At 59.4% G+C, this 20723-nt stretch carries 24 protein-coding genes; 19 read left to right on the top strand and 5 right to left on the bottom strand.

The window, feature by feature from the left end; genetic code table 11:
• Window positions 1-48: 48 nt before the first annotated feature.
• The gene (gene rfbD, locus O0880_RS00920) at window positions 49-933 is read left to right on the top strand and encodes a dTDP-4-dehydrorhamnose reductase (RefSeq protein ID WP_289884589.1); all 885 of its coding nucleotides are present in this window, start codon (window positions 49-51) and stop codon (window positions 931-933) included.
• Window positions 934-1046: 113 nt separating this feature from the next.
• Here rfbD and galE read toward each other — a convergent pair whose 3' ends face one another.
• Together galE and trmB are read right to left on the bottom strand one after the other, a co-directional pair.
• Window positions 1047-2066 carry a UDP-glucose 4-epimerase GalE gene (galE, locus tag O0880_RS00915; protein WP_289884588.1) on the bottom strand — a complete coding sequence of 340 codons (1020 nt, stop codon included), beginning with the start codon at window positions 2064-2066 and terminating at the stop codon, window positions 1047-1049.
• Window positions 2067-2252: 186 nt separating this feature from the next.
• A complete protein-coding gene (trmB, locus tag O0880_RS00910; RefSeq protein WP_289884587.1) occupies window positions 2253-2933 on the bottom strand; it encodes a tRNA (guanosine(46)-N7)-methyltransferase TrmB in 681 nt (226 codons plus the stop codon).
• 815 nt (window positions 2934-3748) lie between these two features.
• Between trmB and O0880_RS00905 the strand changes: the two genes are divergently transcribed.
• Complete coding sequence (locus O0880_RS00905; RefSeq protein ID WP_289884586.1) at window positions 3749-5743, top strand: ATP-binding protein; 1995 nt, start codon at window positions 3749-3751, stop codon at window positions 5741-5743.
• A 578-nt stretch (window positions 5744-6321) separates the two neighbouring features.
• Here the strand turns inward: O0880_RS00905 and O0880_RS00900 are convergent.
• The 3 genes from O0880_RS00900 to O0880_RS00890 are packed head-to-tail and all read right to left on the bottom strand — an operon-like array spanning window position 6322 to window position 9397.
• Window positions 6322-6537, bottom strand: a complete 216-nt coding sequence (locus tag O0880_RS00900; protein WP_289884585.1) for a hypothetical protein — start codon at window positions 6535-6537, stop codon at window positions 6322-6324.
• The gene (locus O0880_RS00895; protein ID WP_289887262.1) at window positions 6534-7571 is read right to left on the bottom strand and encodes a phage portal protein; all 1038 of its coding nucleotides are present in this window, start codon (window positions 7569-7571) and stop codon (window positions 6534-6536) included. The genes O0880_RS00900 and O0880_RS00895 overlap by 4 nt, the downstream gene beginning before the upstream one ends.
• A gap of 14 nt (window positions 7572-7585) precedes the next feature.
• Window positions 7586-9397 carry a terminase ATPase subunit family protein gene (locus O0880_RS00890; RefSeq protein WP_289884584.1) on the bottom strand — a complete coding sequence of 604 codons (1812 nt, stop codon included), beginning with the start codon at window positions 9395-9397 and terminating at the stop codon, window positions 7586-7588.
• A gap of 136 nt (window positions 9398-9533) precedes the next feature.
• Here O0880_RS00890 and O0880_RS00885 point away from each other — a divergent pair, with 136 nt between their 5' ends.
• The 17 genes from O0880_RS00885 to O0880_RS00805 all read left to right on the top strand — a co-directional run bounded on the left by O0880_RS00885 (window position 9534) and on the right by O0880_RS00805 (window position 20722).
• Complete coding sequence (locus O0880_RS00885) at window positions 9534-10322, top strand: GPO family capsid scaffolding protein (RefSeq protein WP_289884583.1); 789 nt, start codon at window positions 9534-9536, stop codon at window positions 10320-10322.
• Window positions 10323-10369: 47 nt separating this feature from the next.
• Window positions 10370-11389 (top strand): phage major capsid protein, P2 family, encoded by a 1020-nt coding sequence (locus tag O0880_RS00880; RefSeq protein ID WP_070345468.1) that lies wholly within the window; start codon window positions 10370-10372, stop codon window positions 11387-11389.
• Window positions 11389-12105, top strand: a complete 717-nt coding sequence (gpM, locus tag O0880_RS00875) for a phage terminase small subunit (RefSeq protein WP_289884581.1) — start codon at window positions 11389-11391, stop codon at window positions 12103-12105. The genes O0880_RS00880 and gpM overlap by 1 nt, the downstream gene beginning before the upstream one ends.
• A gap of 95 nt (window positions 12106-12200) precedes the next feature.
• Window positions 12201-12704 (top strand): head completion/stabilization protein, encoded by a 504-nt coding sequence (locus tag O0880_RS00870; protein ID WP_289884579.1) that lies wholly within the window; start codon window positions 12201-12203, stop codon window positions 12702-12704.
• The gene (locus O0880_RS00865; RefSeq protein WP_289884578.1) at window positions 12704-12913 is read left to right on the top strand and encodes a tail protein X; all 210 of its coding nucleotides are present in this window, start codon (window positions 12704-12706) and stop codon (window positions 12911-12913) included. Before O0880_RS00870 ends, O0880_RS00865 begins: the two co-directional genes overlap by 1 nt.
• 64 nt (window positions 12914-12977) lie before the next feature.
• A complete protein-coding gene (locus tag O0880_RS00860; protein WP_035820867.1) occupies window positions 12978-13349 on the top strand; it encodes a hypothetical protein in 372 nt (123 codons plus the stop codon).
• A complete protein-coding gene (locus O0880_RS00855) occupies window positions 13349-13909 on the top strand; it encodes a glycosyl hydrolase 108 family protein (protein ID WP_289884574.1) in 561 nt (186 codons plus the stop codon). The genes O0880_RS00860 and O0880_RS00855 overlap by 1 nt, the downstream gene beginning before the upstream one ends.
• A complete protein-coding gene (locus O0880_RS00850) occupies window positions 13906-14418 on the top strand; it encodes a lysis system i-spanin subunit Rz (RefSeq protein ID WP_289884573.1) in 513 nt (170 codons plus the stop codon). Before O0880_RS00855 ends, O0880_RS00850 begins: the two co-directional genes overlap by 4 nt.
• Window positions 14402-14890 (top strand): phage tail protein, encoded by a 489-nt coding sequence (locus O0880_RS00845; RefSeq protein WP_289884572.1) that lies wholly within the window; start codon window positions 14402-14404, stop codon window positions 14888-14890. Before O0880_RS00850 ends, O0880_RS00845 begins: the two co-directional genes overlap by 17 nt.
• The gene (locus O0880_RS00840) at window positions 14887-15354 is read left to right on the top strand and encodes a phage virion morphogenesis protein (RefSeq protein WP_289884571.1); all 468 of its coding nucleotides are present in this window, start codon (window positions 14887-14889) and stop codon (window positions 15352-15354) included. Before O0880_RS00845 ends, O0880_RS00840 begins: the two co-directional genes overlap by 4 nt.
• Before the next feature lie 103 nt (window positions 15355-15457).
• Window positions 15458-16339, top strand: a complete 882-nt coding sequence (locus tag O0880_RS00835) for a PIN domain-containing protein (protein WP_289884570.1) — start codon at window positions 15458-15460, stop codon at window positions 16337-16339.
• Window positions 16340-16437: 98 nt separating this feature from the next.
• Window positions 16438-17100: a phage baseplate assembly protein V gene (locus O0880_RS00830; RefSeq protein ID WP_289884569.1), complete on the top strand. Its 663-nt coding sequence runs from the start codon at window positions 16438-16440 to the stop codon at window positions 17098-17100.
• The gene (locus O0880_RS00825) at window positions 17097-17441 is read left to right on the top strand and encodes a GPW/gp25 family protein (RefSeq protein ID WP_289884568.1); all 345 of its coding nucleotides are present in this window, start codon (window positions 17097-17099) and stop codon (window positions 17439-17441) included. The genes O0880_RS00830 and O0880_RS00825 overlap by 4 nt, the downstream gene beginning before the upstream one ends.
• Complete coding sequence (locus tag O0880_RS00820) at window positions 17438-18349, top strand: baseplate J/gp47 family protein (RefSeq protein WP_289884567.1); 912 nt, start codon at window positions 17438-17440, stop codon at window positions 18347-18349. Before O0880_RS00825 ends, O0880_RS00820 begins: the two co-directional genes overlap by 4 nt.
• Before the next feature lie 4 nt (window positions 18350-18353).
• Entirely contained in the window at window positions 18354-18962 is a 609-nt protein-coding gene (locus tag O0880_RS00815; RefSeq protein WP_289884566.1) for a phage tail protein I, read from the top strand.
• Window positions 18959-20488 (top strand): phage tail protein, encoded by a 1530-nt coding sequence (locus O0880_RS00810; protein ID WP_289884565.1) that lies wholly within the window; start codon window positions 18959-18961, stop codon window positions 20486-20488. The genes O0880_RS00815 and O0880_RS00810 overlap by 4 nt, the downstream gene beginning before the upstream one ends.
• Window positions 20489-20722, top strand: coding sequence for a hypothetical protein (locus tag O0880_RS00805; protein ID WP_289884564.1), 234 nt, complete (start codon window positions 20489-20491; stop codon window positions 20720-20722).
• Window position 20723 lies beyond the last annotated feature (1 nt).

Here is a 20723-nt window from a genome sequence, read left to right as displayed (position 1 = left end):
GGCACACCGGTGCACCACTGGCTGTTTCAACATGAATGAAAACATTGCATGAGCCGCATTCTCATATCCGGAAAAACCGGCCAGGTCGGCTACGAACTTGAGCGTAGCTTGCAAGGCCTGGGAGAAGTCATCACCCTCGACCGCCAGCAGATGGATCTGGCCGACCTCGACCAGGTGCGCGATGCGATCCGGCGCATCCAGCCGACCCTGATCGTCAACGCCGCGGCATACACCGCAGTCGACCAGGCCGAAAGCGAGCCGGCCCTTGCACTGCGCGTCAATGGCGAAGCACCTGGCGTGATGGCGGCAGAAGCCGGGAGGCTGGGCGCCGCATTGATACATTACAGCACCGACTATGTCTTCGATGGTTCAAAAGCAGGGCCGTATACAGAAACCGATCCGGCGTGCCCGATCAATGTCTACGGCAGCAGCAAATTGGCGGGGGAAATAGCCATTCAGGCAACGGGCATTCCCCATCTGATCCTGCGCACCAGCTGGGTCTACGGCACGCATGGCAAAAACTTCCTGTTGACCATGCGCCGCCTGGCACAGGAGCGCGAAGAACTGGCCATCGTATCGGACCAGCATGGCGCGCCGACCTGGAGCCGCACGATCGCCGATACCACGGCCCGCATCGTGGCCCAGTCGCTGGCCGCTGCCGACCAGCACAGCTGGTGGGACGCCCGCTCGGGCCTGTATCATTTGACGGCACAGGGGACAACCACATGGTTCGGCTTTGCCGAAGCGATCATGGCGCACCCGTCGGTCATAAAAAAGCCCCGTTTACGGGCGATACTGGCGCAAGACTACGCCGCGCCGGCGAAACGTCCTGCCAATTCGCAGCTGTCATCGCAACGCCTGCTCGACACCTTCTGTGGCTTGCCGCAATGGCAAGATGCGCTATGGCTGTGCCAGAACGCCATATTGGATTGACAATGCAGGCATGACTGCCCGCCATTCCATTTGAACGGCGGCGGCCAGCATCGTCCTATCCCGTCACTTCGTCGACAAACCGCAGGCGGCCAGCTCGCGCCGCCCAGTCATCCTCAAGCCCCATACCCCTGCGGATTCTGGTGTTGCCAGCGCCAGTGGTCGGCGCACATGTCGTCGATGTTCTTTTGCGCTTGCCAACCCAGCAGCTCGCGCGCCTTGTCGGCCGAGGCGTAGCAGCTGGCGATGTCGCCAGGGCGGCGCGGCACGATGTCGTACGGCACCGCGCGGCCGCTGGCGGCCTCGAAGGCGCGCACGGTATCGAGCACGCTGTAGCCGTGGCCCGTGCCCAGGTTGACGGTGAAGCCGCCCTCGGTGGAAAACAGGCGGTTCAGCGCGGCCACATGGCCCAGTGCCAGGTCGACCACGTGGATGTAATCGCGCACGCCCGTGCCGTCCGGCGTCGGGTAGTCGTTGCCGAAGACGGCCAGGCGCTCGCGGCGGCCGACGGCCACCTGCGCGATGAACGGCATCAGGTTGTTCGGAATGCCGGCAGGATCCTCGCCGATCAAGCCGCTCGCATGCGCCCCCACCGGATTGAAATAGCGCAGCACGCCCACTTGCCACTGCGCATCGGCATGCACGAGGTCGGCCAGGATCTGCTCGACCATCAGCTTCGAGCGTCCATACGGGTTGGTCACGGACAGGCGCGACGTCTCCAGGATAGGCAAGGCTTCCGGATCGCCATACACGGTGGCCGACGAACTGAAGACAAAACGCTTCACATTCGCGGCCGCCAGCACTTCGAGCAGGGCCACAGTACCCGTCACGTTGTTGTCCATGTACATCAATGGCTGGGCGACCGATTCGCCTACCGCCTTCAAGCCCGCGAAATGGATCACGGCATCGATTGCATGCTCGCGCAGGATGGCGGCCATGGCGGCACGGTCGCGCACGTCTGCTTCATAAAATGGAATGCTTTTGCCGGAAATGCGCTCGACCCGCGCCATCGCTTCGCGCGCGCTGTTGCAAAGATTGTCCACGGCGACCACATCAAAGCCAGCGGCCAGCAATTCGACGCAGGTATGCGATCCGATGAAGCCGGACGCCCCCGTCACGAGTATTTTCTTAGTCATAATGTCAATCAATGCAAAAAATACAAAATTACACGAATTCGCCAGCCTTGCCAAGGCAGCACGCAGCCAGCACAGGAAATATACGCCTCAGGGATGAAAAAAGCCTGCGCTGTCACGGCGGCAGCTTTCCCGGACAAACGGGCGCAGGTAACCCGGCCCGCAGTCGGCGCGCTATTAGTCGGCGCTTTATTTCTTGATGAACACCAGATCCCATACGCCATGGCCCAGCTTCAAGCCACGGTTCTCGAACTTGGTCAGCGGACGATACGCGGGCTGCGGCGCATAGCCTTCCGCGCTGTTCTGCAATTGCGGCTCGGCGCCCAGCACTTCCAGCATCTGCACGGCGTAGTCTTCCCAGTCGGTCGCGCAATGCAGGTAGCCGCCCGGCGCCAGGCGATCTGTCAATTGCTTGACGAATGGCGACTGGATCAGCCGGCGCTTGTTGTGGCGCGCCTTGTGCCATGGATCGGGGAAGAAGACGTGGATGCCGGCCAGCGAATTGGCGGGAATCATATGCGTGAGCACTTCCACGGCGTCGTGCTGCAGCAAGCGCAGGTTCGTCAGCGACTCTTCGCCGATCAGCTTGAGCAAACTGCCCACGCCGGGCGTATGCACCTCGACGCCGATGAAATCCTTCTCCGGCATGGCCTTGGCGATATGCGCCGTGGTCGCGCCCATGCCAAAGCCGATTTCCAGGATGACAGGCGCCTTGCGGCCGAAGACCTGCTCGAAATCCACGGATTCTTTGGCGAAAGGCAACAGGAATTGCGGCCCCAGCGTCTCAAGCGCGCGCGCCTGCGCCACGGACAGCCGTCCCGCGCGGGTCACGAAACTGCGGATGCGGTGTTCGGTCGGATCGTACATCATCGGCCGCGCCGGGCCGTTTGCTGGGGTATCAGAGGACATGGAAATGAAGAAATAAATAGCCGCGCCACACAAAGCCAGGCGCCAGAGGAAAATGGAGCGGGTGAAGGGAATCGAACCCTCGTCGTAAGCTTGGGAAGCTCGACAAGGAACTCAACACCCATGCGGGCTTGCGGCCCGTTTCTGCTCCGCAAAGGTGACATTATAGCAGCCCCACAGATGGCTATCCATGTGGAGGTTTTTGTGATTGAGGAGCAAATTCCTCCTGCTTGACGATAAGCACACCTTCTTCAGCAACGCCTTGGAACATTGCCCTCCAACTACCGATACTGTAGCCGAATGGGGCAAGTTTGACTCCTGTCGCTTCCATCAATGAATAAAAAAATTTCCAAGTGCAAGTTGGCAATTTTTTGCATTTACTATCACACTACAGATTACCGGGAAGTAAATTTGCACTCTGTTCAGCGCGTGCTTTGCCGGATTTCGGTGAGCACCGTTCATCGCCTCAATCCCGACTACTTATGTAAGTGCCACTCCTTTCCGATTCTATTGACTAGGTTGCGGGTCGCATACAAATTTCAAAACACGGTTGCTAATGCTCAGTCTGTGTCTGAATCAATGAAAGAGACTTCCCTTCTCGTTCCCTCGCAAAGATTTACGTTGTGCATACATTCGGTTAAGTTAAATTTTCTGACAACAAGAAAAAGATAGGTTAAAGTCATGATATTTAGCAATAATCTGATCAACGTTACATGAACGTTACTTATTTCAGAGTTACCCATTAATTAACTTCCGCCAATATTGCCCTAGGACTTAAAATGACAAGCAAAGATGTTTTTCATGGGATAAATCCCGCCGCTCGATTGGAAAACTTCACGGCCGATGAATATAAAATAGTAAACAATTTATCAAGGCACTTTTACGTCACCACAGGATGCAAAGAAATAAAAATAGGGAAAAGTCAGTATAGATATTTCTTTTTAAAGTTCACCACAGCCAAAGCAATGACATATGGTTTAAACGATGAAATAATCGTTTTATTCAGTCCTTTTGAAAATTTTGAGCCCAGAACTCTTGATGCTATTGAGGAAATTCAAGAAAAAAATTCAGGATTTAGGCTTGACAAAATATGTGCTTTCGTCATTTCAAAAGATGAAAAATTTATTGATAAAATTGACAGGACCATAAAAAGTCACAAGGAATCAAGAATTGTTACACCTTTTACGTACTTGGAGTTATCAATCGATAGAAATGATGACTTTTACCGTGAGCGAATAAAAAAATATTTCTTTGAAAGAAATCTTTTTGATTTTGACTCGCCATTACGAAAAGATTTATATTTTTTTGGTCGCGACAATATTTGTTTATCAATCATAGACAAACATGAATCTCTGCAAAATTCATCTCTCTTTGGTTTGCGACGTAGTGGAAAAACATCAATTTTATTATCCGTGTGCAGACGACTAGCTGCCAAGGGAGGGCTTTTTACTTTAGTTGATTGCCAATTACTACACTTAGGGCGATGGTGGGACGCTTTGTATTTTATAGCCGATAAAGCTTCGAAAGATACGAGAAGCAAAATAAATATTAACAGAGGAAATTACACAGAATTTAATTCTGGAATGGAGTTTGACAAAGACATAACTAAAATATTCCATAAAAATGGAAAAACAATATTACTAATATTGGATGAAATTGAACAAATAACATTTGACATTTCTTTTTCAGCACATTGGCGTAGTGGCGAAGATTATGTAAAATTTTGGCATGTTCTGAGAAGTGTATTTCAAAAACCTCAGCCTCCAATAACTTTCTCCATAGCTGGAACAAATCCTCGCTGTCTTGAAACTCCCATTGCACATGGCGGAGACAACCCTCTTTTTGGACAAATTGCTCCGGAATATATTGAAAAATTTGAGGTTCCCCAAACAAAACAAATGATAGAAACCCTATCTTCTTACATGGGAATTAAATTTGAGGAAGACATATATTCTTATCTAACTCGAGAATTTGGCGGGCATCCGTTTCTAATAAGACAAGCATGTTCCTACATAAAAAATATGCTTGATGCAAATTCAAATCGGCGCGTTGATAGAATTCTTTATGAAGAAGCTGCCAAGAACTTCAATGAAGGAGTAGGTCAAGGTTTTTGTGATATGGTAGTCGGTGTTTTAGCTGAGCATTACCCTGATGAGTACACAATGCTGTGCTACCTTGCACGCGGCGATAATGAAGATTTTGATCAGCTAGCACTAAATGACGGGAACTATGTACAACATTTAGTTGGCTACGGAGTTATATATAAGGCGACCATTGGATACGATTTTCAGATTGACGCCATAAAAAAACATTTGGCAAGAAAAGAAAAGTATCAACGTCTTAAGCTGACGAATGCAGAAAAACTGGCAGAAATTAGTGAACGTAGAAACCACGTCGAACATCGTCTCAGAAAATTAGTTCAACAAATACTTCGAGTTCTATTGGGCGAGTCTGCAGCAATACAGCAGATTTTGGCAAAGCATGATGTAAAATCAAAAAGAAAGTATTTCAGCTTAAGTTACAAAGAGCTTTTCGACCCACATAAGCATGAAATATATTTTGATGATTTACGGGAACTTATGCGAAAGAATTGGAACCCATCATTTCAAAATGTTTTCTCTGAAGATGTTGAGAAATTTAATTCGAAAATGATATTACTAAATTCCATAGGTAGAAGTGACGCACATCGAAAAAATGTACCCGACTCGGACATGCAAATTTTTCGGGGAACTATGACCTGGTTAGAAGAGAACGTAAATTCATATCTCGACTGATAACTTATTAATTTAGGACCTATAACAAAACCTGTTTAAACCATAAATCAGGCCAGCCGGGCAGAGTGGGCTTCGGCCATTCGGACACGGGTTGATTCATAGGGTGCTTGGAGGCTGGCATGCCATGACCACCAAATTGAACCGTGGCGCGGCGCGGCCAGAGATTGCTGTGCCGCTGGCCAGCGGCAAATGGAGACAAGCCGTGAGGCTGCGACACAGCCCCGTCAGCGTACGAAGAACACTCGTCCCACGCCATTACACCACCCGAATGAAAATCAGCTCAAAGTGCGTCAAAATGCGTCAAATCGCATGCCCCCTCTTCGCCCCGCCGCGCCTGTCCTCATGCGCCTTCGGCCATGGCGCAAATTTGAGTCAAAAGACCCCTATATAGCGGGCAGGTGTGGAGGGGGGACAACTGCGCGCGCCGGGCCGAAATGGACCTTTTTCTTGCTCCAAGAGCAACTTCATTTGTCAGGACGTGAAAAAGCCGCCTCGTGGGCGGCTTGTGCGGTGGCTAGGGCGCTCTGGCACGACTCGACTGTCGCGGCCCTGCCCCGCCGGCTATCGCGGCGTGGCGCTCATCCTGGGCGGCCAGCGCGGGCCTTGGCCGCCTGCTCTTTGTCATAGTCGTCGCGACAGTCCACATTGCAGAACAGCAGCGCGGGCGCCAGCGCCTCGTCGCAGTAGTGGCAGCAGCCGTGCGCCATCAGGCCCGGCCGGCGCCGCACGGCGGCCAAACCACGCGCCACCTCCGCAAAGATGATCTTGTCGGTGTTGTCGACGTGGTCGCTCATTGCGCACCCTCCCCGCTCGTGGCCAGGTCATACGGGGCGAAGCGCACCACATCCACGCCTGCCCACTCGTTGATCGCCATGAACTGCGCCTGCAGCGGCACCAGTTCGTTGCGCGCGAAGACGCGCGCAGCCGGCTCGACGGCGCCAAAGCCGCCGGCGTTGTTCGGCAGGATGCCCATCAGCTGGGGCGGCACGCGGTGCGCGGCCAGCTGGTCGTCGCGCGTCACGCTCTTGATGTTGAAAAATTCGTCCTTGGCGGCCACGTCCGACACGGGAAGAATCTGGATGCCGTCCTTCTTGCCGTTCGGCGCGTACATGAACAGGTTGCGGAAGTTGCCCGGTCCCTTGCTGTCGCGCATGGCCTGGCGCAGGTTGTCCACGTCCTGTGTGTTCGCCGCGGCGTCGGTCATGTAAAACACGAAACCGGCGTGCGAACCGTTCTTGTAATACTTGCGGCGGAACAGAGTGGCCGCCTCGTTGAGCCAGGCCGATTGCAGCGCGCTCAGGTACTGCGGCACGCCGTACAGCTCCTGGTTCACGTCCGGTTCCATCAGGTGGAACACCCGGCCCTTGTCGAACTGGTGCACAGCCTGGTAGCCATTGACGAAGAAATACGTGTCCAGATCGACGCCGCGCCGCATGTACTTGGCCAGCGCATGCTGGTACGCCAGCGCCTTGCCGCTGCGGCTGGGCCGGTCTTCCAGGTAGGCATTGCCAAAGGTCAGATAGTCCAGGGCCATACGCTTGAAGCCATCGCGCGACAGGTACTTCGTCGGCATCAAGGTCGACGTCAACACGTTGGCCTTGAAGTGGATGGCGCTGCTGTGGTGCACGCCGGCATTGAAGGACTTGGCCAGGCCGGCCAAGTTGACGGGCGGCTCATACCAGTGGCCGTTCTTCCAGCATTCGAAGCAATCGAGAATGTCGGCGTGCTCGAGCACGGGCGTCGGGTCGCCGAAGGAAAACGCCTCGATGCCGGCGGTGGCCGGCGCCGTGGCCGCTGGTGGGGCGGGCTGGGCCTGGCGGCCCCGCAAGTGTCGTGCTTTGCTCAAGAATAAATCTCCATGAAGGACTGGTTGTTTTCGGTGGTGCCTTCGAACGGTTCGTGGTCGAGGGCGTGCATGCAGGCCCACGCCAGATCGGCGTGGCCGGTTTCATCGCTGCGGCCCGCGACATAGGTCACGTGCCGGCCGCTTGGGGTGAGGGTCTTGTGGATCGCCATGAAGGACTGCGCGATGTCGGTCCAGCCGGCGTCAAACTCCAGCCGGCCCTTGCTGATGATGTTTTTGGCTTTCAGCACCATGCGGGTTTTGACTTCGGGCGAGTAGTTCAGCGGCGTGACGGCCGGGAAGAAGCCACGCACGATGGGCAGCACGCCGATGCCCATGCCGGTCGTGTCGATGCCGATGTATTCGACGTTGTAGCGCTGCGTCATCTGGCGGATGGCGTCGGCGTGGTCTTCAAAGCTCTGCCCGCGCCACTGGTGGCGCTCCAGAATGCGGAACTTGCCACCGGCCGTCATGGGTGGCGCCAGCACCACGCAGCCGGCGCTGTCTCCGCTCAAGGCCGGGTCGTAGCCGATCCACACGGGCCGGTTGCCGAACGGGCGAAGGCCCAGCAACGGCTTATAGTCGTCCCATTCGACCCAGGAATCGACCATGCAGCGCTGCAACTCGGCCAGCGGGAAGACCGAGGCCGAGTCGTCGATAAAATTGCACATCAGCAGGTTGTCGAACTGGTCCGGGCTGTATTCGAAGTTGCGCAGCTCGTCGATGTCGAACAGGTTGCAGCCGCCGCGCTCGGCGTCCAGGATGGTGACGATCTGGCGCCAGATCTTGTCCTCACCGGTAAAACCCGACGACAAGCGGGCATGGCTCACGTCGATGTTGACCTGGTCCGCCTTGGCGCGGCGCTTGTTGAACAGCTCGCCCGTCCAGAAGGGGTAGGCCTGGTGCGTGGTAGAGGATGGCGTGGAGAAATAGGTTTTGCGCCACTTCTTGTGGATGGCCATGCCCGAGGCCACCTTGTTCAACTCCTGGAAATTCTGCGTCCAGAAAAATTCATCGAAGTAGAAATTACCGTGATAGCCCTGCGCCGTGCGCGCATTGGTGCCCAGGAAATACAGGTGCGCACCGTTCGGCAGCACGATGGGGTCGCCCGTCAGCTCGATGCCGGCCGCCTCACGCGCGAATTGCACGATGTATTGCTTGAAGACGTGCGCCTGGCTTTTTGAGGCGGACAGGAAAATCTGATTGCGGCCCGTCTGCATCGCGTCGGCCAGCGCCTCGCGGGCGAAATACCAGGTAGCGCCGATCTGGCGGGACTTGAGGATGGCGCGCGTGCGCTGGTCGCCGTTGCGGAACCAGACCTTTTGATAGTCGAAGAGCGAATCCTGGAAGGCGTCAAGCAACTGAATTTTCTGCTCTTCGCTGAAGTCGTTGCGCGTCGGCTTCTTCTTCGGGCCGGCATTGCGGTTCGCCAGCTTGGGGTTGAGATCGACCTCATTGCCGCCCGGTTGCTCATAGCGGCGCACGCGCGCCATCTGCACGATGGTGCGCGCCAGCAGGTCAATTTCCTTGTAGTCGCTGCCGCTCTTGACCTCTTTTTCTATCAGCTTGACCAGGCGCAGTTCGGCCGACGCTTCGACGTGCTCGATGGCCTGCGCCTTGTCCCACTCGTCGCGCAGCTTCCAGCTATTGATCGTGCTGCGCTTGATTCCCAGGTGGCGGGCGATGGACGAAATGCGCCAGCCCTTCCAGTACAGGGCGCGCGCGGCACGGCGCGGCTCGGATTCGGGCACAGCCAGTTCGGCGATTTTCTCGTCGGGCGTTTGTTCGCTTTTTTTCTCGATTGTCAGCATGCCGCCAGCGTAGGCCGCGCGCGCGCGGAGCGGGGAAAGGCAAAAGTCGCTATGGCCCATAGCAACCCACACCACATTGAATCGCAGCGCCAAGACGTTGACCATGGCGTTATCCGATCAACCGAGAACGCCCACCATGTCCAAATCGAAATTTTTCCGCGTCGCCACCGAAGGCGCCACCACGGACGGCCGCAACATCGACCGCGCCACCATCGAGCAGATCGCCGCCACCTACAACCCAAAAACCTACGGCGCGCGCATCTGGCTGGAGCACATTCGCGGCATCCTGCCCGACAGCCAGTTCAAGGCTTACGGCGACGTGATCGCCGTGAAAGCCGAGGAAGTGGACACCGACAGCGGCAAGAAACTGGCCCTGTTCGCGCAGATCGAACCGACGCCGGAACTGGTGGCCATCAACAAGGCGAAACAAAAGCTCTATACCAGCCTGGAAATCCAGCCCGACTTTGCTGACTCGTCGCAGCCCTATCTGGTCGGCCTGGGCGTCACCGACAGCCCGGCCAGCCTGGGCACCGAGGCGCTGCAATTCTCGGCCAGTCGCAAGCAGCAAAGCACCAACCTGTTTACGTCCGCCGTCGAGGTAACGCTGGAATTTGAAGAGCCGCAGGGCATCAAGCTGGCCGACGCCGTAAAAAACCTGCTGTCGCGTTTCTCCAATAAATCCGGCACCGACGCCGCGCAGTTCGCCGACATCAGCGAAGCCGTCGAGGCGCTGGCCGGCCACGTCGTCACCGCCAACGACAACTACACGGGCGTCACGGCCCGCCTGGAGAAAACCGAAACGGCATTGAAGGCCACGCAGGACGAGCTGGCCGCCTTCAAGGCGCAGATGGACGAAGCGCCCGGCAACGGGCCGCGCCGCCCGGCCGCCACCGGCAACGACGGCGCCGTGCAGACCGAGTTTTAAGCGCCTTCGCCGTTTCTTCCCCCCATTCAACAACGGAGCACCGAACCATGAAAAAGCAAACGCGCCAGGTCTTTGGCCAATATGAAACCCGCTTGGGCCAACTGAACGACACGGACAACGTGGCCAAGACCTTCAGCGTCACGCCCAGCGTGCAGCAAAAGCTGGAAAACAAGATGCAGGAATCGAGCGAGTTCCTGTCGAAGGTTAACATCATCGGCGTGGGCGAGCAGGAAGGCGAAAAACTGGGCCTGGGCGTGTCCGGCCCGATTGCCAGCCGCACCAACACCAAGGACAAGGAACGCGAAACGCGAGACCTGTCCACCATGGACAGCACCAAGTACCGCTGCGAGCAAACCAACTTCGACACGCATCTGAGCTATGCCAAGCTGGACGCCTGGGCCAAGTTCCAGGACTTCCAGTCGCGCGTGGCCAATGCCATCTTGACGCGCCAGGCGCTGGACCGCATCGTCATCGGTTTCAATGGCGTGAAAGTCATGGCCACTACCGACCTGGCCGCCAATCCGCTGCTGCAGGACGTGAACAAGGGCTGGCTGCAGCACCTGCGCGAACAGGCGCCCGAGCGCGTGCTGGGCCTGGTCGCCAACGGCATGCCGGGCAAGGTCATCATCGGCGACGTGGACGGCGCCGACTATGCCAACCTGGACGCGGCAGTCACCGATGCCGTCAACCTGCTGGACCCGTGGTATCAGGAAGACACCAATCTGGTGGCCATCGTCGGGCGCAAGCTGCTGAACGATAAATACTTCCCACTGGTCAACACCAAGCAGGCACCCACGGAAACGCTGGCGGCCGACATCATCATCAGCCAGAAACGCATTGGCGGCTTGCCGGCGGCGCGCGTGCCCTACTTCCCGGACAACGCCATCCTGATTACCCGCTTCGACAATCTGTCGATTTACTTCCAGGACGGCGCGCGCCGCCGCCGCGTGGTGGACGAACCCAAGCGCGACCGCATCGAAAACTACGAGTCGTCGAACGACGCCTATGTGATCGAAGACCTGGGCCTGGCCGCGCTGGTGGAAAACATCGAGCTGAAAGACAAGTGATGGCGAATACCTCCCCCGCCCTGCGCCACCGCGCGCGCATGCTGGCCGAGCGCACGGCCGGCGCCGCCGCACCGCAAGGCGTCACTACCGGCACGGCCTACGAAATGATGCTGTACAAGCTGTCCGACGACCGCCGCCGCCTGAAGTCCATTCAGTCCGTCGAGCGCAAGATTGAGGTCAAGGCCACCATGCTGCCCGACTACGCGCAATGGATCGACGGCGTGCTGGCCGGTGGCAAGGGCGCCCAGGATGACGTGTTTGCCACCCTGCTGGTGTGGCACATCGACACAGGCGAGTACGCGCGCGCCCTGGTCATGGCCGAATACGCGCTGGCGCACAAATTCACCCTGCCCGAGACTTACAGCCGCGACATTGCCACCCTGATGCTGGACGAATTTGCCGAAGGCTATTTACACGGCAAGCTGGCCAGCGATCCGCAGCACGCGGCCCAGGTGCTGGGCACCGTCGAGCAACTGACGGCCGCCAGCGACGCGCCCGACCAGGCGCGCGCCAAGCTGCACAAGGCCATCGGCCTGGCCATGATCGCCGTGCTGGACCAGGCGGACGACACGGACATCGCCCCGGCGCTGGTGACGCAGGCGGAAACGGCAATGGCCCAGTTGAAACGTGCCCGCGCCCTGTCCGAGTCGTGCGGCGTCAAGAAAGATATGGAAAAACTTGAACGGCGCATCAAGCGCGCGGCCGGTTCCACGTAAAGAGCATCCCCCGCAGCACGGCGGCACGGGGGGATTCTGGCCAACCCTTTGACCTGATGAACCCCGTCCACCGCCCATTTTTGAAAGCGCACCGTATGTCCTTCATGGCCCTGCCCCCGTCCATCCCACCCGGCACCACCCCGGTGCCGCCGGCACTTGCCCCCGGCATCCTCGAGAACGACGGCTGGTTTCCCGACATCCTGCTCACCGATATGCGCGACGCCATGCGCCTGGATGGCACCGTCACCGACGCGCGCCTGGTGCAAGCCGTGGTCGATGCCATCCTGCAGGTCAACCGCGAGCTGGCCGACTGGCAGGGTAAGCATGCCGCCGCAGGTATCACCGCCCTGGTGGACGTGCCGGCCGCGCGCATCAACCGCGAATCCCGCCTGCTGGCGCAGTACCGGCGCGCCGTCTACAGCACGGCCAAAGCGGATCTGATCGAGCGTTACCGCGACTACGACAGCACGGCCACCTCCGTCAGCGACAAGAAAAGCATGGAATGGCTGGACGATGCGCCCGGCGCACAGCGGCGCAATGCGCAATGGGCCATCGCCGATATGGTCGGGCGCACGCACCTGACCGTGGAACTGATCTGATGCAGGTGCGCACGCAGCAGCACGACACGGTAGACGCCCTGGTGTGGCGCTACCTGGGCGACGGCGCGGGATACGTCGAGCAAACCCTGGAAATGAATCCCGCGCTGGCGCGCCACGGCGCCGTGCTGCCCGCCGGCCTGGTCCTCACCCTGCCCGAGCCGGCGCCCAGCACGGCCCAAGCGGCCGACATCGTGCAGCTATGGGACTGATCCTGGCATTTACCCTTTATCCATCATGAAAAATCTATCTACCCTCTCACCGGAGAATCAAGCAATGTCCGCAGAATCGTTTGGTGGTTTCGCCACCCTGGTCAAACTGTACGGCTTCAAGGCGGCGCTGGGCATGGTCGGCGCGGCCATGCTGTACATCGTGCTGCCACCGCTGAACAGCGACGGCACCTTCAACAAGGGCGAATTCGTCGCCCGCCTGGCCTGCGCGGGCGTGTTCTCGTGCCTGCTGGGCGGCACCGTGTATCAGCTGCTGTGCGCCCAGCTCCCCGCCATCGGCGCCATGGTCAACGCCTCCGCCATCGACTTGATCGTGGGCGCGCCCGGCTGGTGGGTATCGCGTGCCGTGGCCCTGTGGTTCCAGCGCCGCAGCGACAAGGACATCGCCGAGCTGGTCAAAGACGCCAAGGAACACTGATGGCCCCCCCTGAAAATCCCCTGATCGCGCGCGTCATTGACGCCATCCTGCGCGCCGAAGGCGGCTACGTGAACGACCCGCAAGACAAGGGCGGCGAAACCAATTACGGCATCACTGTCGCCGTGGCCCGCGCCAACGGCTACACGGGGCCGATGCGCGACCTGCCCGTGACGGTGGCGCGCGCCATCTACACGGCGCGCTACATCACGGAACCGAAGTTCGACCAGGTGCTGGCCCTGCATGCCGGCATCGGCGCCGAGCTGATCGACACGGGCGTGAACATGGGGCCGCACCGCGCGGCCGAGTTCCTGCAGCGCTGGCTGAACGGTTTCAACGACACAGGCGGCCGCTACCCCGCCCTGTTCGTCGACGGCCGGCTGGGCGCGCAGTCGCTGGGCGCGCTAGCCGCCTTCCTGAAATGGCGCGGCCAGGATGGCGCCGCCGTGCTGCTGCGCGGCCTGAACGGCGTACAGGCCGCGCGCTATCTGTCCATCACCGAAGCGACCAAGACCCAGCGCCGTTTCCTGTTCGGCTGGATCAAGGAACGGGTGGCAATGTGACCGCGACCACCTGGCGCCCGCTGGCCGCCGTTCTCCTGTGCGGCGCCCTGGCGGGCTGGACGGCGCAGGGCTGGCGCAAGGATGCCGGCATCGCCACGCTGCAGCGGGCGGCGGCAACCCAGGCGGCTACCGCCGCCACCGCCCTGGCCCAGGCCACCGCCCGCGTGCTCACCCTGGAGCGCGCCGCCGGCGCCGCCCTGGCGCAGCGCACCGACCACCTCAACCAGGAACAAACCCATGCGAAAACTGAACGTGATCGTTTCAATGCTGACGTGCGCAGCGGCGCTGTGCGCCTGTCAATCCCCGTCGCCAGTGGCCAGTGCGCAGCCACTGCAGATTCCACCACTGCCGCAGACCATCGGCACCAAGCGCGCGCCGAACTTGACACAGCGACTGCGGCAGCTCTTGACACCATTGCCGGCGACGGCGACGACGCCACCCGCCAGCTGAACGCCTGCATCGACGCCTACAACACCGTGCGAGACACCTACCATGTACAAACCGAATAGCCTGCGCCAGCACTTGGCCGCCGCCATCCCCGACCTGCAGCGCGATCCCGACCGCCTGCTGGTCTTCGCAGATGAGGGCAACGTGGTGGCCACCGCCACCGCCTCGCTGTCCTTCGAATACCGCTTCAAGCTCAACCTGATCGTGACCGACTACGCGGGCGACGCCGACGCCATCATGGTGGCCCTGATCGCCTGGCTGAAAGTCCACCAGCTCGACCTGATGGCCAACGAGGAAACGCGCAAGCACGGCATCGCCTTCGAGGTGGATTTTAATAACCATGAAACGGTCGACATTTCCATCAAGCTGGACTTGACCGAGCGCGTGGCCGTCAAGGCCGGCGAGGCGGGCCGCCTGGACATCCAGCACCTCGCCGAGATACAGCACATGCCGGCCTACGCGGACGAGTTCTGGAAGCTGTATGACGGCAACACCCTGCTGGCCGAATGGCGCATACCCGAGACCACAACATGAGCGACGACCTGCACGCGCTGGAAGCGTGGGCCGGCGCCCTGCTGGCCAAGCTGCAGCCAGCCCAGCGCCGCGCCGTCAATCACAAGGTGGCCATCGACCTGCGCCGCAGCCAGGCGCAGCGCATCAAGGCCCAGCAGGGACCGGATGGCGCGGCCTATCCGGCGCGCAAGCGCCGCAAGGAATGCAAGGGGAAGAATGGACGCATCAAGCGGCAGAAGGCGGCGATGTTCGCCAAGATCCGCACCGCCAAACATCTGAAGGTGAAGGCGACCGGCGATCAGATCGAGGTTGGTTTCTTTGGCTGGGTGGCGCGCGTGGCGCGGGTGCATCAGTTTGGTCTGCAAGAGCGTATTTCGAAAAAGGGGCCGCTGTATAGATATTCTCCGCGGCCACTCGTAGGGCTCAACACTCAAGATTGCGCACTTATACGCGTGCAACTTTTACACCACCTGATGGCGATATAAACTGTAAAGCTACACGGCTCACTTGTAATTTATTTTCCATCAAGCAAGTTTCCAGATGGCAATATCGTATATTATTTCCATCTTTAAAAAAGGAGCCCGCAATATGCAGATCATTCTTGATACCAGTGCCGTTCATACAACCCCTCGAATTTTGGCGGAAACTGAGGTAGGTGATTTTCTTATTCCTGACAGTGTAATTGGTGAACTATTTAGCTTTGAGAACCGCAAAGGGCCGGCAAGAACAGATCTTCATACAATTATTAACGTAGCAGTACGACTTGGTCGAGTCGAAATAGTTTCAACCATCAACAATCCTGATCTCCCTGAGCTGAGCGCAATGATGCATGAGCCAGTACCAGAAAAAATTGATGGGGTTGACATTGATATTTTGCGCCTTGCTTTAGCATGTAAAAAGAAAAATGGAGCAAACCAAGTTACAGTTTTAACGTTAGATAGATACCTGCAACGTGCGTTAAAAAAGTATGGCATCCAGGCACTTACTCCTGATGAATGGTTTGAAAAAAATGCGACTTCTGAGGTAAATACTGAAATTAACGATGCTGCACAAGGTTACATAAGAAAAATAAAGTGGTTAGTCGGTACTGGCTTTAGCTTTGCCGTTCTTCTACTTACTATCGCATGGGTTATTTTTCGTTATTTCTCCGCGATCACGGCCGCTACGCCACTCAACCTAGTGTATCTAGCAGTACCAATTTTAGGTTATCTTCTATACATAATTAGGGAAAAACAACGTCTCACCTATGGTTTTTTTGAGCTTGGTATTGGCATTATGATTTGCTATGCCGTCTTATTTCCAAGCCTCAACCTCTTCAACCCCGCAGCAACACTTGACCTAAATATGCTGCTACAAATTGCCGGCGGCATTTACGTCATGGTCAGGGGGTTCGATAACATCGCCAAATGGATAGAAGGCACCCCATATGAGACAAAATGGAAGAGCTTCTTCTTCCTGCGTCAAAAATAAGCTCGAACGTGCAAAGTAAAATTTTGTTATAGGCACTAACCTACATATCAACCCGCCCCCGCGTGCATCCGCACGCGGACTTCGGCAACATGCACTGCATGAACGCCGACCTGTCCGACCTCCTCCGCTTGCTGCAAAACCTGATCCGCCTGGGCACCATCGCCGAGGTCAAAGGGGCCAAGGCGCGCGTACGGCTCGGGCCGACACTCACCACCGAATGGCTGAAATGGGCCACCCGACGCGCCGGCAGCACGCGCACCTGGTCGGCGCCGACTATCGGCGAACAGGTCATCGTCTTTTCCCCCGGCGGCGACCTGACGCGCGGCATCATCCTGCCGGCGCTCTACTCGCAGGCGTTTGACGCGCCCGAAGCCAGCGATAGCATCCACACCACGCATTACCCCGACGGCGCCGTGGTGCAGTACGACCATGCGGCCCATGCCCTGACGGCGACGCTGCCCGGCGGCACCGCCACCATCACCGCCGACAAGGTGACGTCCAACGCACCCAGCACCATCTGCACGGGCGACCTGACCGTCATGAAAAACCTGATCGTCATGCAGTCCACCACCGTAGAAGGCGCCACCGCCCTGAACGGCGGCGTGAACGCCAAGGCCGGCGCCACTGGCGGCGTGGCCATGGCCGTGCAAGGCACTGTCAAAGCCAGCGACGACGTGCTGGCCGGCGCCATCAGCCTGGCCAAGCATCCGCACAGCGGCGTCAAAGCCGGCGGCGACCAGTCGGGCGGGCCGCAGCCATGATGGGCATGCACGCCGCCACCGGGCGCAGCCTGACGGGCCTGGGCCACCTGCGCCAGTCCGTGAAAGACATTCTGACCACGCCGATGGGCTCGCGCATCCGGCGCCGCCGCTATGGTTCCGAAGTGCCCGAGCTGATCGACCAGCCCCTGAACAGCGCCACGCAGTTGCGCATCTACGCCGCGACCGCCTTTGCCCTGCGCCGCTGGGAGCCACGCCTGCAGCTCGCCAGCGTCCAGCTCACGCGCGACACGGACGGCGCCATCGCGCTGCTACTCGACGGCACGGCGAATGGCCAGGGCATTACCCTGTCCGTGCCCGTCAAGCAAGGGGGCATCGTATGAGCACGCCCATCGACCTGACCCAGTTGCCCGCGCCCAGCGTCGTGGAAGTGCTCGACTTCGAAACCATTCTGGCCAAGCGCAAGGCGCACCTGGTCAGCCTGCTGCCGGAAGTCGAGCGCGCAGCCGTCACGGCCCTGTTGGAGCTGGAATCGGAACCGGCCACCAAGCTGCTGGAAGAGAACAGCTATCAGGAAACCATCCTGCGCAACCGCGTCAACGAAGCGGGCAAGGCCGTCATGCTGGCGTTTGCGCTCGACGGCGACCTCGATCAACTGGGCGCCAACGTCAACGTGGCGCGCCTGGTCATCACGCCAGCTAATCCCAACGCCCTGCCGCCCGTGGCCGCCGTCATGGAAGACAACGACGCCTACCGCCTGCGCATCCAGGAAGCACCGGACGGCCTGTCCGTGGCCGGCCCGAAAGCGTCCTACGAATTCCACGCGCGCAGCAGCGACGGCCGCGTCAAGGACGCAAGCGCCACCAGCCCGGCGCCGGCCAGCGTCACCGTCACGGTGCTGGCCAACAACGTCACCGGCATCGCCAGCGCCGAACTCTTGGGCACCGTGGCGCGCGCGCTCAACGCCGAGGAAGTGCGCCCCCTGGGCGACCGTCTGACGGTACAACCCGCCCAGGTCATCGACTACCAGATCGAGGCCACCTTGTATATCGGCGTCGGCCCGGAAGTGCCGATCCTGCTGGCCGCCGCACAAGCCAACGCCGCGCGCGTGTCGCAGCCGCGCCGCCCACTGGGCCACAGCATCTACCGCTCCGCCTGCAGCGCCGCCGTGCACGTCGAGGGTGTGCGCAAGGTCGTGCTGGCCAGCCCGGCGGCCGATATCGAGTTGGACGCCACCCAGGCCGCGCGCTGCACCGGCATCAACCTGCATGTGGTGGTGCTCGATGAATAGCATTGTGCCTACCCTGCCCCCCAACACCACGGCACTGGAGCGCGCCATTGCCGTGGCCTGCGCTGAGCTGGTCAACGTGCCCGTGCCGCTGCGCGAGCTGTGGAACGCCGACCGCTGCCCCGTCAATCTGCTGCCGTTCCTGGCCTGGGCCTGTTCCGTCGACCGTTGGGACGACGCCTGGCCCGAGTCGATCAAGCGCGGCACGATCAAGGCGTCCTACTTCATCCACAAGCACAAGGGCACGATTGCCGCCGTGCGCCGTGTGGTCGAGTCCCTGGGCTATTTGATCCGCATCACCGAATGGTGGCAAACCACGCCGCCCGGCGTGCCGGGCACCTTCCGCCTCGACGTGGGCGTGCTGGACACAGGCATCACGGACGCCATGTTTCAGGAAATGGAACGCCTGATCGCCGACGCCAAGCCCGTCAGCCGGCATTTGACGGGCCTGGCGCTGTATCTGGAAACCCGTGGCCAGGTGCGGATCGGCTTGAGCGCCTATCACGGCGATGCGATGACGGTCTATCCGTGGATCGCCGAACAAATCGAAGTGCGCGGCAAGCTGGTACAAGGCGGCGCACCCCATACCATTGACACCATGACCATCTATCCATGAGCACATACTTTGCCATTCTGACGCAAGTTGGCGAGGCCAAGCTGGCCAACGCCATCGCCCTGGGCCAAACCCTGAAACTGAAAAAAATGGGCGTGGGCGACGGCAACGGCACCCTGCCGATCCCGGATCGCTTGCAAAAGGCGCTCGTGCATGAAGTACGCCGCGCCGACCTGAACCAGTTAGCCATCGACCCGGCAAACGCCAGCCAGATCATCGTCGAGCAAGTCTTGCCCGAGGACGTGGGCGGCTGGTGGCTGCGCGAAATCGGCATCTACGACGAGGCGGGCGACCTGTGCGCCGTGGCCAACTGCCCGCCCAGCTACAAGCCCCTGATGGTCGAAGGCAGCGGCCGCACGCAAGTGGTGCGCGTGGTGCTGATCGTCGCCAGCACGGCCGCTATCGAGCTGAAAATTGATCCGTCCGTGGTGCTGGCCACGCGCAAGTATGCCGACGACAAAGCCGCCGAGGCTGTCATGGCGCATGAGGCGAAGGCCAACCCACACCCGCAGTACCTGAGCAAGATCGACGGCGACGCCAAGATCGCCGCAGCGATTGCCGCCCTGGTCGATAGCTCGCCCGAAACCTTGAATACCCTGGCCGAACTGGCCGATGCGCTGGGCCGCGATCCCCAGTTCGCTACCACAATCACCAAAGCGCTGGCATTGAAAGCCCCGCTCGACTCGCCGGCCTTCACCGGCACGCCGAACGCGCCGACGATTCCGCACGGCGACAATTCCGTACGCGTGGTGAACGCCCGCGCTCTGGTCGAGGCGACGCAGGGGCGCGCCGGCGTGCAGGGACTGGCCGGCGCGAACAGCATCGCTTCGCCTGCAAACAAATTCACCGTGTCCGCGCTGGCCGTCACGATGCGCAACCCGGCCACCGGGCAGACCATCACGAAACATGCCACCGGCGCCTTGACGGCGGACATGTCGGTGGTGGGAGCGAACGGCCGGGATCAAACGGCCGTCATTGCCAGCACCGCGTCGGTGCATCTGCACTTCATCTTCAATCCCGCGACGGGCGTGACCGCCCTGCTGTGGAGCGTGTCGGCAGACGCCCCAACGCTACCGGCCGGGTTCTCCTTCTTCGCCTATGCCACCACCATCCGCTACGAGGGGGCAAACGTCATCACGCCCATGCTCGTCCGTGGCGCCAAAGTGTTCTATGCCAACGACTCCAGCGCCACCCGGGTGCTGAGCGGCGGCGCCGTGACCTCGCCGACCTCGCCTGTTGACTGCTCCCAGTATGTGCCGGCGAACGCGGCACGGGCCATCCTGCACTGCGAGCTACAGCTATCTAGCTCATCGACAGCGATGTTTTTGCTATCCATCGTCGTCTTGGGTATGCAGTTCGCGCCGGTGAAATTTTCCATCGCCACTCCCGACACCTACATGCAAGGCGCAGGGACCGTCGAGATTCCCCTCGACAGCGCCAGGCGCTTCAACTACGCCATCACGGCCGGAGCTAAGGGTGGCGCCTATATCGCCGTCATGGGCTATATCGTTCCCAATGGAGATTGTTAAGTGAAAAATTCTTTTCGTGACCCCGTCACGCACGTCCTCAAGGCCTGGGGCTTTGTCGATGCCAACGAAGTGGGCGACCTATCGCGAACCGAACCCCTGAGCTTCAACCTGGTGCCCGGCGACTGGCGACTGGTCGATGACGTATGGATCGCCGTTCCGGCAGGCTTTCCCCCGGCACTTACCGCGCCTGACCCGCGCACCCCATCCACCGATCACCCAATTGAACAGGAGTAGC

This window comes from Janthinobacterium sp. SUN118, from assembly GCF_030397695.1.
GTDB lineage: Bacteria > Pseudomonadota > Gammaproteobacteria > Burkholderiales > Burkholderiaceae_D > Janthinobacterium.
This window is presented reverse-complemented; position numbering and strand designations above follow the sequence as displayed.

What these genes read in the sequence shown, in the direction of transcription:
- O0880_RS00860 (WP_035820867.1), top strand. Translation starts at nt 12,978, where the DNA reads ATGTCCGCAGAATCGTTTGGTGGTTTCGCCACCCTGGTCAAACTGTAC.
- gpM (WP_289884581.1), top strand. Translation starts at nt 11,389, where the DNA reads ATGGCGAATACCTCCCCCGCCCTGCGCCACCGCGCGCGCATGCTGGCC.
- O0880_RS00890 (WP_289884584.1), bottom strand. Translation starts at nt 9,397, where the DNA reads ATGCTGACAATCGAGAAAAAAAGCGAACAAACGCCCGACGAGAAAATC.
- O0880_RS00900 (WP_289884585.1), bottom strand. Translation starts at nt 6,537, where the DNA reads ATGAGCGACCACGTCGACAACACCGACAAGATCATCTTTGCGGAGGTG.
- O0880_RS00835 (WP_289884570.1), top strand. Translation starts at nt 15,458, where the DNA reads ATGCAGATCATTCTTGATACCAGTGCCGTTCATACAACCCCTCGAATT.
- O0880_RS00885 (WP_289884583.1), top strand. Translation starts at nt 9,534, where the DNA reads ATGTCCAAATCGAAATTTTTCCGCGTCGCCACCGAAGGCGCCACCACG.
- O0880_RS00830 (WP_289884569.1), top strand. Translation starts at nt 16,438, where the DNA reads ATGAACGCCGACCTGTCCGACCTCCTCCGCTTGCTGCAAAACCTGATC.
- O0880_RS00820 (WP_289884567.1), top strand. Translation starts at nt 17,438, where the DNA reads ATGAGCACGCCCATCGACCTGACCCAGTTGCCCGCGCCCAGCGTCGTG.
- O0880_RS00870 (WP_289884579.1), top strand. Translation starts at nt 12,201, where the DNA reads ATGTCCTTCATGGCCCTGCCCCCGTCCATCCCACCCGGCACCACCCCG.
- O0880_RS00865 (WP_289884578.1), top strand. Translation starts at nt 12,704, where the DNA reads ATGCAGGTGCGCACGCAGCAGCACGACACGGTAGACGCCCTGGTGTGG.
- O0880_RS00840 (WP_289884571.1), top strand. Translation starts at nt 14,887, where the DNA reads ATGAGCGACGACCTGCACGCGCTGGAAGCGTGGGCCGGCGCCCTGCTG.
- trmB (WP_289884587.1), bottom strand. Translation starts at nt 2,933, where the DNA reads ATGATGTACGATCCGACCGAACACCGCATCCGCAGTTTCGTGACCCGC.
- O0880_RS00825 (WP_289884568.1), top strand. Translation starts at nt 17,097, where the DNA reads ATGATGGGCATGCACGCCGCCACCGGGCGCAGCCTGACGGGCCTGGGC.
- O0880_RS00810 (WP_289884565.1), top strand. Translation starts at nt 18,959, where the DNA reads ATGAGCACATACTTTGCCATTCTGACGCAAGTTGGCGAGGCCAAGCTG.
- O0880_RS00880 (WP_070345468.1), top strand. Translation starts at nt 10,370, where the DNA reads ATGAAAAAGCAAACGCGCCAGGTCTTTGGCCAATATGAAACCCGCTTG.
- O0880_RS00905 (WP_289884586.1), top strand. Translation starts at nt 3,749, where the DNA reads ATGACAAGCAAAGATGTTTTTCATGGGATAAATCCCGCCGCTCGATTG.
- O0880_RS00855 (WP_289884574.1), top strand. Translation starts at nt 13,349, where the DNA reads ATGGCCCCCCCTGAAAATCCCCTGATCGCGCGCGTCATTGACGCCATC.
- rfbD (WP_289884589.1), top strand. Translation starts at nt 49, where the DNA reads ATGAGCCGCATTCTCATATCCGGAAAAACCGGCCAGGTCGGCTACGAA.
- galE (WP_289884588.1), bottom strand. Translation starts at nt 2,066, where the DNA reads ATGACTAAGAAAATACTCGTGACGGGGGCGTCCGGCTTCATCGGATCG.
- O0880_RS00845 (WP_289884572.1), top strand. Translation starts at nt 14,402, where the DNA reads ATGTACAAACCGAATAGCCTGCGCCAGCACTTGGCCGCCGCCATCCCC.